This window comes from Metapseudomonas boanensis (genome assembly GCF_018704125.1).
Lineage (GTDB): Bacteria > Pseudomonadota > Gammaproteobacteria > Pseudomonadales > Pseudomonadaceae > Metapseudomonas > Metapseudomonas boanensis.
In genome coordinates, this window is the sequence record NZ_JAGTIS010000015.1 from 58,646 (window position 1) to 73,435 (window position 14,790).

The window sequence follows — 14,790 nt, forward strand, 5'->3', positions numbered from 1 at the left end:
GATCGGGCGTTTCTATGTCCGCAAGGTGAACGCGATGAAAGCGACTCCATTGAGCAGCAAGGGCAAGGCGCGCCCAGCACTGCGCCTGATTAGCACCAAGGAACTGCCCCGCGAAGACTGGCTGGCGGTGCGCAAGCAGGGCATCGGCAGCTCGGATGCCGCCGCCGCCGTTGGCCTCAATCCCTACAAGTCGCAGCTGGAGCTGTGGCTGGAGAAGACCGGCCGCGACACCACACTGCCGAAAGCCGATCCTCAAGATGAGGAAAGCCCCGCCTATTGGGGCAACGTGCTGGAACCCATCGTGGCCTGGCATTACAGCAAGCGCACCAAGCACAAGGTCCGACGCATCAATGCCGTGTTGCAGCATCCGGATCCGGCGCTGCCCTGGATGCTGGCCAACATCGACCGCGAGGTGATCGGGGCCGAAGATGTACAAATCCTCGAATGCAAGACCGCCGGCATAAACGGGGCACGCCTCTGGAAAGAGGGCGTGCCCGAGTATGTGCAACTGCAGGTGATGCACCAACTCGCTGTCACCGGCAAGCAGGCGGCGGACGTGGCCGTGTTGCTCGGCGGCCAGACGCTGGAAATTCACCGCATCGAACGGGACGAGCAGATGATCGCTCGGCTGATCGAGCTGGAGCGCAAGTTCTGGCAGTACGTGGAGTCCGATACCCCCCCGCCGGCCGACGGCACCGCTTCCGCTGAAGCGGCCCTGCGCTGCCTCTACCCAGAAGACAACGGCCAAACCGTCGACTTCAGCTCCCATGCCGGGTTGGCGGCTGCCTACCTAGAGCTCAAGGCCGTGCGCCAGTCCATCAGCGAGAAGGAAACGCGCGAGGCCCAACTCAAGCAGCTGCTGCAGCAGGCCATGGGCGAGGCCACTCGGGCAGACTTCAGCCACGGCTTCGTCAGCTGGAAGAAAGCCAAAGACAGCTCCGTGCTCGATGTGGAGCGCCTGCTGAAAGAAAAGCCCTACCTGCAAGTCCGTTACGCCAAGCGCAAGGAAGGCAGCCGACGCTTCCTGATTAACTGATCCACCTCCCTCATCCCCTCTTGGCCACTAGGGCGCACGCCCAGTGGCCTTTTTTCGTTTTTAGGAGAATTACCATGTTGAAAGGTCTCGCGCTCATTCCGCCCGCGCTCGGTCGCATCTCCATCGGTAAGGTCATCGAGAAGAACGGTAAGCGCCTGCCGGAGAAAGATGACCAGTTCACCATCACCTCCCAGGTGCAAAGCAGGGATGGCTGGTTGCTCCACCCGCTGAACGACGAGCTGCGCCAAGGTAAGGAAGACAAACTGCGCAGTATCCCGGTACGCCTGCTGTTCAACGAGCCGGAGCTGAATTTTCGGGCCGACTACACACTCTTCGATAGGCAGTCCGGACGGCCGCTGTGCGTCGGTAATGGCGACACCTGCAAGCGCATCACCCAGGATGGGATGCAGTCGCTGCCCTGCCCTTCGCCGGATGCCTGCCCGCTGGCCAAGGGTGGCGCCTGCAAGCCCTATGGCCGACTGAACGTGGTCATTGGTGATGAGGATCCGCTGGGCACCTTCGTGTTCCGCACCACCGGCTTCAATAGCATCCGCACCCTCGCTGCTCGCCTGCACTACTTCCAGGCCATCTCCGGCAATCGCCTGGCCTGCCTGCCGTTGGAGCTACGCCTGCGCGGCAAGTCAACTCGCCAGAGCCACGGCACGCCGATCTTCTACGTCGACCTCACGGTACGCAGCGGCCTGGACATGGCCGAAGCGCTGCAGCAGGCGAGCGAACTCAAGGCGCAACGACAAGCAGCAGGCTTCGACCAAGGGGCGCTGGATGAGGCAGCCCGCCGGGGCTTCGGCAATGGCGCCTTCGAGGACAGCGAAGAGGACAGTCACGCCGTGATCGAGGAGTTCTTCACCTCCCCAGAACCTGCCAGCTCGGCTGGCCAGCTTGATTCACCGCCGGCGCCCAAATCCCTCGCGGGCAAGCTGGAAGCCCTCGCCTCGCAGCCCCACTGAATCCCCTGCCTGCGCTGCATGCATCAGCCAGGCAGGAATCCCCGGAGACACACCATGCCCCTACTTCGATTCCTACTCCACCTGTTCCTCTTCATTGGCGCGCTCGCCGCCGCCAGCGTGTTGGTATTGAGCATTCTGCTCATGCTGCGCTTTCCACCGCTGTTACTCGCCGTGGTCCTGGCCTGCTGGATGCTGAGTCGCGTGCTCAGACTGCTGCGCCCCGACCAGGGCAATCCCACCTGAGAGCCCCAGCGACGACATTCAATCACCGCCAGCGGCCGTGTACATGGCCGCTGTTACCAGGAGGAAGAACCATGATCAGACGCTGCTTGATCTGCGAGTCCAAGGCCATCCTGACCCAAGACGCGGCGAAGGGCATCGCCATGCTAGTCAGCCTGGCCAACAGCGCACTGCAGGGGGCTCAGGCTGAGAATGCAAGCACCTCCGCCCAAGGGAGCAACGCGCTGATCAATGGGCTGGCTGCCATCACGCACGCCCATCCCCAAGCATCACGCGTGGCCGAGGATGTCGCCAAATATCACTTCGCCGGGTTCGGGTGTTTGTGCCTGCGCTGCGGGGCCCTGTTCGATGAGCCAGGGACTGAGGAGGCTTCCGAGCCAGCCCAGCAGTCGCCGTGATTCAACATTCAGTCATGGCCGAGCCGAGTGACCAGACGCTCTACCATGTCCATCACGAGCTCACGGTCTTGCGCCTCCAGCCGGGACAGCAAGTCATAGAGCCTACGTGTCTGGTCCGCAGGGCGTGAGCTCCCCGCCGTCAGCAGGTCGGCGGTTTCGCAGCCAAAGATGGCCGCCAGTTCGACCAGACGCTCGACATTGGGCATAACGATCCCACGCTCGATGCGGGATACGGCCTCGCTCCCTATCCCCAGCCGCTCCGCAACCTGCTCCTGGCTCAGCTCGCAACGCGCACGCTGGCGAGCAATCGCCTGGCCCACCAGTTCCGCCAACTCCTTCGAATCAGTTTTCGACATGCCGCCCCTCCAGATCAACCTGGATGGTTGGGCATCAACCCATTGACATGAAGGACTTCACAAACCGAGACTCAACCTTAAAGGTTGATATTCAACTTTTCTTCCAACACCAATGCCCGAGCAGGGAGCGCAGAACAGCATGAACGTCATCACTGGACTGAACGAAGCGCAGATTGAAAGTCTCGTGCGCAGCAAAGCGTCCTTCGAGATCAACGGCCTCAGGGGCAACTTCATGGCCGGCATCAAACTGGTCGAAACCAAGATTGAAAGCCTGGGGATGAAGTGTCGGGTCAAAAGCGACGTGAAAAACGCGCTGGTACAAGGCGGCGCACTAGGAGCCGCATTCGGCGTCATCTCAGCACCCGCCACGCTGACCGTGGCAACGCTCGGTATCGCCGCAGGCCTGGGACATACCCTGGCCACCTACAACCCTGACTACGAAATCCTGAAGGACTACGTGAATCAGAGGCTCAGGGTCATCTACAAGAAGTAGCTCAGCTCACCTGGAGTGCCGGGACAGCTGAACAACCTGGTCACCCTCAAGCCGGACGACGAGATCGCGAAACACCCGATCGATAACCGTATCGTCGTCAAGTTCAAGAAGTGAATCATCCTCAAAAGGTATACCAACTTGAAAATGATCAAACTGGCTGTTCTGACCACGCTAGCTGTTGCAACTCTTCCTGCCATGGCCGCTGAGTACGTCCTCGGTGTTGACTACCAACCCTGCGCCACCGAGAAAACCAAGGGCGTCATGACCAGGTACCGGGACTGCACCATCCCCAACACCCAGCCGAGCTACAGCGAGGTCTACACCGCCGATGACGGCACCCGGCGGGTGAGGGAAATCGAAGGCAAGTTCCTGATTGAATGCAGTGCTTCGCGTGTCTGTTCATCGGTCGGCTCCAAGACCTATGAAAAGGGCTTTTATGCCGGCAATGGCGATCAGGGTGACTATGCCCTCACTTACAACTTCTACCTCGACGAGGACTACAACGGCAATGCGGTGGCCTACGCCGCCGGCCGTGGCCCGAAGTTCAAGGAGGATCCAGTGGGTAACCCGTGGGCCTCGGAAAAAGGTGGTGCGCCGGTGGCTCCCGGAAGTGAAGCCTGGGATGAGGAGAACGAATGATCGGATCCTTCGATCTGACGCGGGATGGCACGCAACCCGTGTGAATAGAACTCGAAGATAGGAGGCCGCCAGGCCTCCTGACTCGGTTTATTTTTTCGTAAACGGAGCAGAGGTTATTACACCGTTCTGCTCAGTACATTCAGCAGCATGCGCGATGCGGGCGACAGGTTTCCGACCCGCAATTCGCGCAAGACATCTCCTGACTACGTGCAAGCCTCACACAACGTCTCGGCCCGTGCCAGCACGAGTTACACGGCTTCCTCCGGCTGATCCGGTGAGTATTAACGTTAGCTACTTCACTTCAGGCCGCCCTGTGCTCCTGACCGCACGAAGTCAACCGGCGACGGTAGTGAGCCTTCGATTTGCGTACGCAGAAGGACGTCTGGCGATGGCCGACGGTGACGATGCAATCCCCGATCACCACCACATAAGAGTTCCTGGCCTTTTCTGCCAGTTGCCGCTCAGCTGGCGACAGGCCCAACAACAGGCAGTGGAAACACTCGCGGTCGAAGTAGAAGACGCGGGCGCCGCGATTCCAGGTTTGGGCACCGTGGTCGATCAACCACTCAACCTGAAGCGGGCGAATACCCCGTTGGTGGCAACGTTGAACAGCATGCGCACTGAACTCCATCCCGCACCTCCAGAACCTGATCCGGCCTGTTTGTGACGGCCGTCCGTGGCCTTGCGGAGTCCTTCCCTGCCGGCTTCCAACCAGGCACGTCGAAAGGATATGTCGCGCAACTTGACAGACAAATACTGGGCGCCCACACAGGACAACTATTGGGGCAGGTTCTGTGCCGCTAATTGCATTCGGCGGTTTTTTACAGGCTGGCGGCGGATCGATGCGTCAACTATTCGCACTGATCTTCCCCGTGTCAGGCGAGGCTGGCGAGCCAGGGTTGGATGATGCGCTCCCGCTGCTGCGCGGTCAGAGTCGAGGTGCCGTCCTTGACCAGCGCCTTCTTGTCGCCGGTATGCGGATTGACGACATAGGTGCCAATACTCTGCCGGGTCGCCGGGTTGGCACTCCAGCGCAGATTGAAGGCCGCCAGTTTGGGGAACCAGAACTGACTGGCATACGGCAGATTTTCGTGGATCCACCAGGCCAGCGGCGTCCAATCGCCACGCTGCTCGTACCAGGGCAGCAATGCCGGCACGACGATGCAGGCCGTGGCACCCAAATATCCGTCGCTGTCCGAGTAATCCCAGATGTGCGCGGCAAAGTTTTTCTCGTTGGCGGCGCAGCTGTATTGGTTGCCATTCTCCGCCCCTTTGGCGTTCACCGCCGGGCTGCGATAGGCCGAACGAATGGCGACGCGACCGAAGCGCTGCTGCAAGGGCTCCAGCAACTGGTCGCACAGTTGCCGTCCTGCCTCGATGGCTTTGTCGGGGTAATCCGGAACATTTGGGATACTCTCGACCTGGCTGATTTCCGAATACAGGAAATCACGCATGAAAAAGTGCTTCGACAACCGTACCCGTCCCAGCTCTTCCAACGCCTTCACCGTGATCGGCCTATTCATTCAGCAGCCTCCTCCAGCGCCAGTGCATCCCCTCCCCTACCGAGTCGTCAAACACCCATCTCTGCGGCGACTAACCCAGCTCGTCTTCCCTGAGCCCGAAGTATGTCTTCAGCTCCTTCACAACGAGATCAACATGCTCTGGTTTGGATAAACCGACCCGCGGCCATTTCCACCTTGGGTTGATGCTCACTGGTTGCCCAGTAGCGAGACGCAGTCTCTCGATGAAGTCCTTAGCGTCTGTCGGAGTCTTTTTTGCTCGTAACGCCATCGTTTCAATCTCAAACGCCAGCTCAGCCAGGTTCCCTGGTGCCAGGTTTTTCGAGTAGAGCGTGACATGGCCCTTTGCATCGTCCGTACAACGAACTCCAGTACCGCTCTGCAATGGGTTCAACTTGCCGTAGATAGATTCCAGTTGCTCATGCGCGGACTTGAAGACCCCCATCCCACATCTCCCTTCGATTACGACTCAAACAGCCGCCGATTCACGAATAGCCCACGCCACCTCATCACGCCACCCCGCGCTACTCGAAAAGGGAGTCTGCAGCATGCCCCCTACGGATCGGTGTGCAGCGGCATTGGAGCCTTCAGCGCGTCGTCGATCCCCCACAATACTTTTTGAATCCGACGGCACGAGCCGAAATAGCTCGCAGAGTCGATCAGAGGAACATGCAACGCACCTCGCTATTACGACTCAATGGGGATATTGATGCCTGGATTGGATCCCGTTGCAGCTCGCATCAGGCTGAAACTGATACTGCGTAGAACCTTCCAAGCCAACAGGTAGCCCACTGCTGGGACTGAGCGAAAATCCGAGGACCGAGCCAGGTGAGATACCACGGCATAATGGCAGGTTTGCAATTAGGTGCTCGATCTTGGTGTAGGTTCAGGCTAGAATTCCCTCCGCTAGGAGGGCCTACCCCAAATGATCGATGCAATAGACCTTTTCTGTGGTGCCGGCGGCCTTACCGCCGGCATGCGCAAAGCCGGCATAACCGTGCACGCGGGGTACGACATCGAGCGCCAATGCGAATACGCCTACCAAGAGAACAACGACGCAGCATTCGTTGCCAAAGACGTCCAATCCGTTACGGCTGAAGAGCTAACCGCTTGGTATGGCGACAGCCGATATCGCCTGCTTGCTGGCTGCGCCCCCTGCCAGCCCTTCTCCAGCTACAACCAAGGTAAGGACACCAGCACCGACCGCAAATGGCCATTGCTTTACCATTTTGCGCGGCTAATCAGGGAGGTCCAGCCCGAGTTGGTGACCATGGAGAACGTGCCCGATGTGACCAAGCACCAGGTCTATCAGGACTTCGTCGAGAATCTGAGAGAGCAGGGTTACGAAGTATGGGCCGATCGCGTCTCCTGCGTAGATTACGGCTTGCCGCAAAACCGGCGCCGACACGTGCTATTGGCCTCGAAGCTGGGCTCCATCGAATTGATATCTCCTACCCACTCCGGCAGACCGGTCACGGTGGAAGAAGTCATCGGCAACCTGCCTCGCATTGCGGCAGGCGATTGCGACCCGAATGACCCTTTGCATCGTGCCGCCACCCTGACGCCGCTCAACATGAAACGCATCCTGCATTCCAAGCCAGGGGGAAGCTGGAAAGATTGGCCTAAAGAGCTGGTCGCCTCCTGCCATCGGAAAGCCAGTGGGAAGACTTATCCTAGTGTCTATGGGCGCATGCGAGGCGATCAACCTGGTCCAACCATGACCACCTTGTGTTACGGATTCGGCAATGGCCGGTTTGGGCACCCGACTCAAGCAAGGGCGATCTCTCTACGCGAAGCCGCCATCCTGCAGTCGTTCCCTCAAGACTACGTGTTCATGGAGCCGGAAAAAATCACCTTCAAGGCGGTGGGGCGAATGATCGGTAATGCGGTCCCCGTAAGACTCGGAGAGATAATCGGCATCAGCTTGATGCGTCACGTGGACAGCCTTCCGCAAGAGCAAATTCGCGCCTAAGACGATCTATCAAGCTTTCTCGTTGTTTGGTTTCGCACTCCCAAACGACGATCACCCTCCAGCCCAGCTCACACAGCTGGGCTTCTTTCTTTGCATCCCGCTCGATATTGGCCTTGAACTTGGGAAGCCAATATTCCTGCCTGCTCTTCGGCGTGCTTGCGTAACGGCAACCAGGATGTCGATGCCAGAAACATCCATGCACGAGCACCACCGTCCGGAATCGCGGCAGGACTATGTCCGGCGAGCCGGGGAGATCCCGACGATGCAAACGGAACCTGAGCCCCAGAGCATGCAACGCTTTGCGAACGATGATTTCCGGCCCAGTATGAGCACGCTTGACCGCACGCATGATGTCGCTACGCGACATTACCCCTCCCCCGACATTCAATCGTCGGCTGGAACGATCACCCCCGTCATCGCCAAGGCTTCCAGATGTCGATGAAGCTGGTCTGGCAATGGATCACCCGAGATCAAGACTCCGGCCTCCATGTTCTGATCCATTGCATATCCGGTCAGATTGGCACTAGTGATGAAGCAATACGCTCCATCCGCCACCGCGACCTTCGCGTGCACGCTGCCATTGACGAACGCGGCATCCTTGTTTTTCCAGACATAGAAAAGCGCGTCAGGGACGATTTTCTTCAGGTTACCGATAGGGTCGATGCTGACTTTGCCACCCTGTACGCTCGAGAGCTCCATCAGGAACCTGATCTTCACGCCACGCTCTGCCGCTGACTTCAGTGCCTTGGCGATCGACTCGATGTCGTAAGCGACGTAGCTGGTGATGAACAACCGCTGCTGAGCAGCATCGATCACCTGCATCAAAGCCTGCTCGGTTCGCCGAGCAGGAACAAGCTCGGTCGTCGGCCCAGTCCATACCAGCTCGACCCTCTGCCGACTCTCTGCATGACGAAACGCATGTGCAGCTGCCAGGAGCATTGCAGCCAACGTCTCGCCACTGACGGTCGACGCCTGCCAGGCGCCGATCAGTCCCTTGAGCGCGTTGTCAGCCTTCGCGGACAGTGATCCCGCTCTCAGATCTCCTGCCTTCGCGACTTGCATTCCTCTGACCTTCGCCGCCAAGGCGGCTACGCGGTCATAGGAGACTATGGAAACCAACTCGGACACCGCCGCCAGTAGCTCTCGCATCTCAAGCATCCGGAAAGAATGCCGCTTTGGCATTCTCAAAAGTCGGCACGACCATCGCCCGATCGAGATATCGGTTGCCACGCTCGCACGAAGTCTCCGCGACGAAGGAACATGCATGGCACGCCGCTGTATGCAAACTACGGTCTTTCCGGGGATCATGTTCCGCGCACAGGGGATCGGAGGAGCAAATGCGCGCACGCCGCAAAGCCTGAACCAGTAGGCGCTCCAGGTTCTCGGGTTTGCCCAGTTCGACCAATCCACCCAAGGTGCCATCGGAGTCCGCAGCGGCCGTGTAGATGATGAAGCCGCACTGGCTACCATCCTCATTCACCTCGGCATAGATCCGCTCTCTGATGCTGGCCGCGTTGTATCCGCACTCCAATGCCAACTCCCGAATCAGCAGATGCGCCAGAGTGTGCAGCATCACGTAGCGAGCACCTGGATAGCCGTCATCTGGAGGACAAAGATGACGGGAGTTTCGCCAACCTTTATGCCCACCGCGCAGCCTCGCATCGGCAGCCTGAACGTCGGCACTCTGCTCCCACTCCGCTATCGACTGCTCGTCGAACTGAATGAAGATGCCTTCTCCATGCACCTGATTCGCGGGGACCCAATCGGGCTTCGCACGGGACAGTGGCGCCTGGATCGGTCCAGCCCCACCGCCACCGGAGTCGTCAGGCGCCTCGACTCGCGTGAAGCCAAGCAAGGCGTTCACCTCGCGCAGACGCTTCAACAGCAACACCCTGGCGATCTTGCCTTGGAAACCCTGAGGAACAGCCACTGCCTCGGATAAGAAGTGCGGATAGTCATTCACCGGCACCGGGTCGATCAGCACCCGCCACTCGGGGCCTTTGATGTCAGCCTCGGTGACACTCTCGCCATCTCCAGAACGATGAGCCTCGATGCCAGCCCAAATGGCTTCTGCCGAATACTGCTCTATTCCAGGCAATGCTCCCGTCTTCTTCAACAGCTTAATAGCCAGGGGTACCTCTTCGAGGGAATCCAGATCGCTGAAGAAGCTCCAACCATCCTCCAGCAGCTGTGCTAGTCCGTTCTTTGCTTGAGGTATCGCCAACGCAGACAGGGAAACCGGAAACCAGCTATTGGTAGCCCCCAACAGCACGGCCCGAGGTTCGGCATCACAATCTGGATCGTAATGATCCAAATGAGGATGCCGCCCACGACAGCCCGGCAGGTTCTCCTTACCGAGCTGTCCGAATGCATGGGCCATGTTGCGCGCCGCACCGCAAGCGTCGCATTTGACCCAGAGGTTCTCGGTCTGAAGGGATGCGCCGCTTTCGAAGAAGCGCAGCGTACCTTTGCAATCGTTGGGGCCACTGTGGACGAACCACTGCCAAGGGAAGTCGTCCAGATGCCCATTCTTGCAAGCCAAAAGGAAACGTGCAGGAACGGCATCCGCATCCTTCGCAGGCTGATCGCCCTTCGAGCCGCGGCAGCCCTGATGCACGAAGCGAGTCGCCTCAGGACGGCGATACCCTTCTTTCAACTCGAACAACCCGCTGTCGTAAGGCGAGAGCAGCCCACATTTCACACAGCGCAACCAGCGAGGGAAAGGCCGTACTGGCACACCGACATTCGCTTCTGCAGAGTTCGTGTCATTCGACTCGTTCTTGCTGATAGGCGGCATTCGTAACGATTCGACCTGAGGACCGAGCGCTTTTTGCACTGCGGCGAGCAGGCGATTCTCGATAACCAGGTGGCAACGATCCTTCTCCCAGACGTCGATACCGGAAGTCACGACCGACAGATTCGGCAAGTCGACGAGAGCACCAGGACCGTAGGTCCACAGCAGTTGGCTAGGCCGTACCGAACCAACGGGAGTCTTTTCGTACGCCATCTTCATTCGTCCTTATCAGCCGCCGCGGGGCGAGGCTTCCACTGGATATCGTCTTTGATCTTCGACGAATTCATGACCAAGCGAACGCCAGGCTCGACCTCACGCATCGACATGGGCACCGTCCAGTTATCCCAAGTATGCGTTCCAGGTGCCTTGATCAAGGGAACGGTCAGATCCTTCTCAGGTCCACGCTTCTCGTACGCCAAGATACGGTTGCCCTGCATCACCTCATTCACCCACTGATCCGCCCGCTGCTTGAGCATGCCGCCAGCGAGTTTCTTCGCTGGAGCCTCCGCGATGTTGTCAGCTCGCGTTTCGAGCACTCTCATGGCATCCAGCATTTCCGTCTGGTTCGGTTGTTTGAGACTCTGTGCGCCCTCGTTCGGCGCGAAATCCTCGCTCTTGGCGCGGATAAGCGACAGCATCGCCCCGGTCAGACCGCGATCCATCGCACGCGGCGAGAACGGAGTGACCGATTGCGCCTCGACGTGTTTGTAGAACGTCGCGTGGTAATGCTCGAAGGTCTCGTAATGCGAGAGATCGCGTGGACGAGCCCACGTCAGGACGGTACAGACCAACCCGGGAAATTGACGCCCTACACGGCTGGTCGCCTGGATATACTCCGCCGTCCCTTTCGGCTGACCGTTGACGGCCATGATGCCCAGTCGATTGACGTCCACACCGACCGACAGCATGTTGGTCGCCAACACGATATCGATGGCACGCGCATCGCCCTCCTCCCACCTGGTCACGTACCTACCGTTGTCGGGATCCCATTCGGACTTGAACATCACTTCGAGCTGATCGAGATACTTGGGGATGTCCTGGTTCGAAACCCGAGAAGTCAGCTCGCGGATATTCATGACGCTGCGCTGGGCCAGGCCAGGCCGCTGCACCATGCTCATTTGCACACGGTACGCACGAGTCTGCACGTCGTCCTCGGCTAGACGCTTCATGCCACCCAGCTCTCGCAGCGAGTTGAAGTAGCCAACCATGGTCATGTAAGGATCGGCAGCTTTGCCGAATCGATCGAACAGTGCTTGAGCCGCAGTCAGCGCTGCCGTGTAGACACGGATCAACATCGCCGGCCGTGAGCTGCCCGGAGAGCAGATACCCAGATAGCGCCGGCCGGGTTTCTGCTCGATGGGCCGCTGCACCGAGAAGAAGTTGTCCTCGACGTCCAAGCCATGGGGCGGGAACACCGAGACCTGACGCATGAAGACGTTGTTGACCTGCTGCTGCGCCTTGCGCACGGTAGCCGTGGAGGCGATCACCTTCGGACGGATCGATTCACCGTCTAGCTGCCAGGTACACAGCTCATCGACCGTGCTCTCGTAGAGGCCGACCATGGTTCCCAAGGGGCCGCTGATCAGGTGGAACTCGTCCTGGATGATCAGATCCGGAGGCCGCACTGGAGAAATTGCCTTGACCGTCGCAGCCGCCCGACCCGCGGCAGCTCTGTGACCGGTATTGCAATCCGAGCCAGGCCAGAGCAATCCATGTCTGGAACACTCCTTCGATACCCGACCGAACAGGTTCCGTACCTGCCCACGCCACGCCATCATGGCGAACTTGTCCACCGTGGCGATCATCATTGACGGTGGGCGGTGATACATCTCCTCGTCCACGACCATCACCGGCAATCCAGGGTGTGCCTGCTTGCTCGAACGACCACGAGAGAAGTCACAGGTACTCAGCTTGTCGCCGCAATAGATCGTCGTACGCCCAGATATCTTGTCGACCTCGATATCTCTCTTCGGGTCGATCTCCGTTCCGCACCACGGGCAACCTGTCAGCTGCGCCGGTGAAGCCATTCCGGTGGGGTTTCGCCCCGGGGTTCGAATGGCCTCGATGAACTTGTGGCTATCCTCCGTGGTACCTGGCGTCACCTTGTTGCCGACCCAAAGGCCGATGGTGAATGCGCCCTCGCCAAGTGACTTATCGCCCGTGGCGAGAGCCTCACGACGAATATGCTCCATCGCGCAGATCAACGCGGTAGCCCGCTGGAACTGCTGCAAAGTCAACAAACGCAGGGTGTAGCGCATGATCACTGCCAGCCCGCGAGATGAATCGTAGCCCCCCAAGTTCCCTTGCAAGCGGCGAATCGCCATGGTGAATGCAGCCACGCCCAAATAGGCCTCGGTCTTGCCGCCGCCCGTAGGGAACCAGAGCAGATCCGCATAGGCCTGCAGAGGCTGAGTGCGATCCGTATGCTTCGGATCGGTCAGCCCCGGAACGGATAGCAACAGGAAGGCCAACTGGAAGGGACGCCAGGAGCGGTTCTTAGGCACATCGAACTCCGCCAGCGCCACAGCGCGCCCACGGCGACGCTGCAATGCACACGCGCTATGCACCCGCTGGATCGCCATCGCTCGGTTAGCGAAACGGAAAGCCGCCAAGGCTTTGTCATCCGTCGCCAACAACCCCACGCCCTCATGCAGACGAACCAGGATCGACTCGCAGTGGCTCAGCGCCTCATCGGCCTGCTGCGCATAGCCGGACACATCGCTTTCGATGCGTGCACGCTGATCGTCGATCCAGGCCGAATAGTCCTCCGTCAGTATCCCGAGTGCAGCGACGAGCTCGCCTTTCTCCAGATCAGCCAGCCGCTTCATATCCAACAGACCTTCGTCGACCAATCTGCGCATCGCTGGCCGATCCTGTGGATCCAAACCCGGCGTTTCGGTGACCGGCACTTCATACTGCGGCATCACCGCCGTGCGTAGCTCTACTGCCCTAGCCACATCTGGGCCAGCCACCGCATGCACTGCGACGCCATGGCCCACTGCGAACTCGACCCGATCGCGATAGATCATCTCCAGCGCCAAGCGCTCGCGTAAATCGTCATCGTCCGCAGCGCCAGCATCCGCCTCCAGAGCGGGACGGCGACGGAATATATCCTTCACTGCGCTTTCGCCATTGGCACGCACGAGGATTTCCGGCTGGAACACCCAGGCGATGTCACGATTCTCATCAGGTTCAGTTTGGCCGTTCACCAGGAACAGCGTGACCAATCGCTCGCCCTTCTCATTCGGTGAACGAACCGTACCTTGGACAAGCACTTCTGGGCAGGCCGAATCCGGGATGACCGGAGAGATCACTCCATCCTTCAGCGCCAGCTGAAAGGTTCCGCCAGACTGTTTGCGCCGCCAGACTTTGGCCTTGAGAACTTGCTCGGTGGTCTTGATCACCCGGCCTTCGGCGTCACGCACCGACTTCTTGACCACCTTGGCATGAGCAGGATCATCGGAGTCGAAGCGCTCATAGCGTCCCCAACTCACCACCACCTCGAGACTTTCGGCATCGCCATCGACGCAGAAAGTGAATCCCAGACTCGACGGTGCGAGTGACTGGTTCGAAGCAGTATCCACCTCTTCCTCGGCTTCGGAGTCACCACCGCCAGTTTTTTGGGGAGAGTCGACCTTGTTCGACTGGGCCTTCGGCTCCAGATCCGCAGGCTCGTCGTCCTCATTCTTTTCCGGGGGAGCCACATCCTCACCGCGCTCTGAGTTCTCCATCGGCGCGAGCTTGCCGACGAGGTACCGATCGCGAACGCTCATATCGACGATGAGCTCCTCCGGCCCACCAGCAGGCCCCAGAAGGTCATCCATGATCGCGAACTGCAGCAGTTCGCGAACATAGGCCTCATTCTCGATTAGCGGAATTTCGGCGAGCGTGACGCCCAGCGCACGGGGGATAGCCTCAGCGAAATCTGTCCAGGGCGCACGCACGATGCTGCCGGCGGTCGGAGGCAGTAAACCGGTGCTACCGATCCCTACCGCAGGCTCTATCGTCTTGGCCTTGTCGAAGTACAACGTAGTGCCGTCCGCATCGACGCGGATACGCAGTGCACGACCGACACGCACGATGCCGCCGACTGGGTTCAAAACTAGTACCCAGGCCCCCTCGTGCAACGCAGGATGGTTCCCCTTCAGATAGACGACCTTGTCGGCCAAACGAGCATCACACGCCAAGCCACGATCGACGGCTATCCAAGCATCTGGGGTACTGTTTTGCTGCCTCTCTTCCATGGTCACTCTTTACCCCCCCTAAATTCGCTCTGCAGCAAACTCGATATACGCTCTCCGGTGTTGAAACCATTAGCGATCAATATTTCTGCGATTTCTCGACCTGCGATGAAGACGATCGGGTGCCGATCCT

At 59.3% G+C, this 14,790-nt stretch carries 15 protein-coding genes; 8 read left to right on the forward strand and 7 right to left on the reverse strand.

All coding sequences use genetic code 11. The features are described from left to right. Positions 1 to 34: 34 nt before the first annotated feature. The 4 genes from J7302_RS21670 to J7302_RS21685 all read left to right on the forward strand — a co-directional run bounded on the left by J7302_RS21670 (position 35) and on the right by J7302_RS21685 (position 2,642). The gene (locus J7302_RS21670) at positions 35 to 1,036 is read left to right on the forward strand and encodes a YqaJ viral recombinase family nuclease (protein WP_215379511.1); all 1,002 of its coding nucleotides are present in this window, start codon (positions 35 to 37) and stop codon (positions 1,034 to 1,036) included. Positions 1,037 to 1,110: 74 nt separating this feature from the next. Beyond that, positions 1,111 to 2,004: a recombination directionality factor gene (locus tag J7302_RS21675; RefSeq protein WP_215379517.1), complete on the forward strand. Its 894-nt coding sequence runs from the start codon at positions 1,111 to 1,113 to the stop codon at positions 2,002 to 2,004. A 54-nt stretch (positions 2,005 to 2,058) separates the two neighbouring features. After that, the gene (locus J7302_RS21680; protein ID WP_215379523.1) at positions 2,059 to 2,247 is read left to right on the forward strand and encodes a hypothetical protein; all 189 of its coding nucleotides are present in this window, start codon (positions 2,059 to 2,061) and stop codon (positions 2,245 to 2,247) included. A gap of 71 nt (positions 2,248 to 2,318) precedes the next feature. Continuing rightward, positions 2,319 to 2,642 (forward strand): hypothetical protein, encoded by a 324-nt coding sequence (locus J7302_RS21685; RefSeq protein WP_215379525.1) that lies wholly within the window; start codon positions 2,319 to 2,321, stop codon positions 2,640 to 2,642. A gap of 8 nt (positions 2,643 to 2,650) precedes the next feature. Here the strand turns inward: J7302_RS21685 and J7302_RS21690 are convergent, their stop codons facing one another. Further along, complete coding sequence (locus J7302_RS21690; protein WP_215379527.1) at positions 2,651 to 2,998, reverse strand: helix-turn-helix domain-containing protein; 348 nt, start codon at positions 2,996 to 2,998, stop codon at positions 2,651 to 2,653. 139 nt (positions 2,999 to 3,137) lie between these two features. On the opposite strand from J7302_RS21690, the gene J7302_RS21695 reads away from it, so the two are divergent. The 3 genes from J7302_RS21695 (at position 3,138) to J7302_RS21705 (ending at position 4,797) form a co-directional block, all read left to right on the forward strand. Next, entirely contained in the window at positions 3,138 to 3,491 is a 354-nt protein-coding gene (locus J7302_RS21695; protein ID WP_215379529.1) for a hypothetical protein, read from the forward strand. Between the two features lie 138 nt (positions 3,492 to 3,629). Then, on the forward strand, positions 3,630 to 4,130 hold the full coding sequence (locus tag J7302_RS21700; protein WP_215379533.1) for a hypothetical protein: 501 nt from the start codon (positions 3,630 to 3,632) through the stop codon (positions 4,128 to 4,130). Positions 4,131 to 4,518: 388 nt separating this feature from the next. Then, entirely contained in the window at positions 4,519 to 4,797 is a 279-nt protein-coding gene (locus tag J7302_RS21705; protein WP_215379539.1) for a hypothetical protein, read from the forward strand. Between the two features lie 208 nt (positions 4,798 to 5,005). Here J7302_RS21705 and J7302_RS21710 read toward each other — a convergent pair whose 3' ends face one another. Then, positions 5,006 to 5,653, reverse strand: coding sequence for a peptidase M15 (locus J7302_RS21710; protein ID WP_215379542.1), 648 nt, complete (start codon positions 5,651 to 5,653; stop codon positions 5,006 to 5,008). A gap of 70 nt (positions 5,654 to 5,723) precedes the next feature. Continuing rightward, complete coding sequence (locus J7302_RS21715; RefSeq protein ID WP_215379545.1) at positions 5,724 to 6,095, reverse strand: hypothetical protein; 372 nt, start codon at positions 6,093 to 6,095, stop codon at positions 5,724 to 5,726. Between the two features lie 480 nt (positions 6,096 to 6,575). Here J7302_RS21715 and J7302_RS21720 point away from each other — a divergent pair, with 480 nt between their 5' ends. Then, positions 6,576 to 7,622 (forward strand): DNA cytosine methyltransferase, encoded by a 1,047-nt coding sequence (locus tag J7302_RS21720; protein ID WP_215379548.1) that lies wholly within the window; start codon positions 6,576 to 6,578, stop codon positions 7,620 to 7,622. On the opposite strand, the gene J7302_RS21725 is transcribed toward J7302_RS21720, so the two are convergent. The 4 genes from J7302_RS21725 to drmA are packed head-to-tail and all read right to left on the reverse strand — an operon-like array spanning position 7,570 to position 14,660. After that, positions 7,570 to 7,989 (reverse strand): very short patch repair endonuclease, encoded by a 420-nt coding sequence (locus J7302_RS21725; protein ID WP_215379552.1) that lies wholly within the window; start codon positions 7,987 to 7,989, stop codon positions 7,570 to 7,572. The two genes, J7302_RS21720 and J7302_RS21725, sit on opposite strands and share 53 nt — an antisense overlap. A gap of 17 nt (positions 7,990 to 8,006) precedes the next feature. Next, a complete protein-coding gene (drmC, locus tag J7302_RS21730) occupies positions 8,007 to 8,771 on the reverse strand; it encodes a DISARM system phospholipase D-like protein DrmC (RefSeq protein ID WP_215379557.1) in 765 nt (254 codons plus the stop codon). A gap of 1 nt (position 8,772) precedes the next feature. Then, positions 8,773 to 10,629, reverse strand: coding sequence for a DUF1998 domain-containing protein (gene drmB, locus J7302_RS21735; RefSeq protein ID WP_215379564.1), 1,857 nt, complete (start codon positions 10,627 to 10,629; stop codon positions 8,773 to 8,775). 2 nt (positions 10,630 to 10,631) lie between these two features. Further along, the gene (drmA, locus tag J7302_RS21740) at positions 10,632 to 14,660 is read right to left on the reverse strand and encodes a DISARM system helicase DrmA (protein ID WP_215379567.1); all 4,029 of its coding nucleotides are present in this window, start codon (positions 14,658 to 14,660) and stop codon (positions 10,632 to 10,634) included. Positions 14,661 to 14,790: the final 130 nt, after the last annotated feature.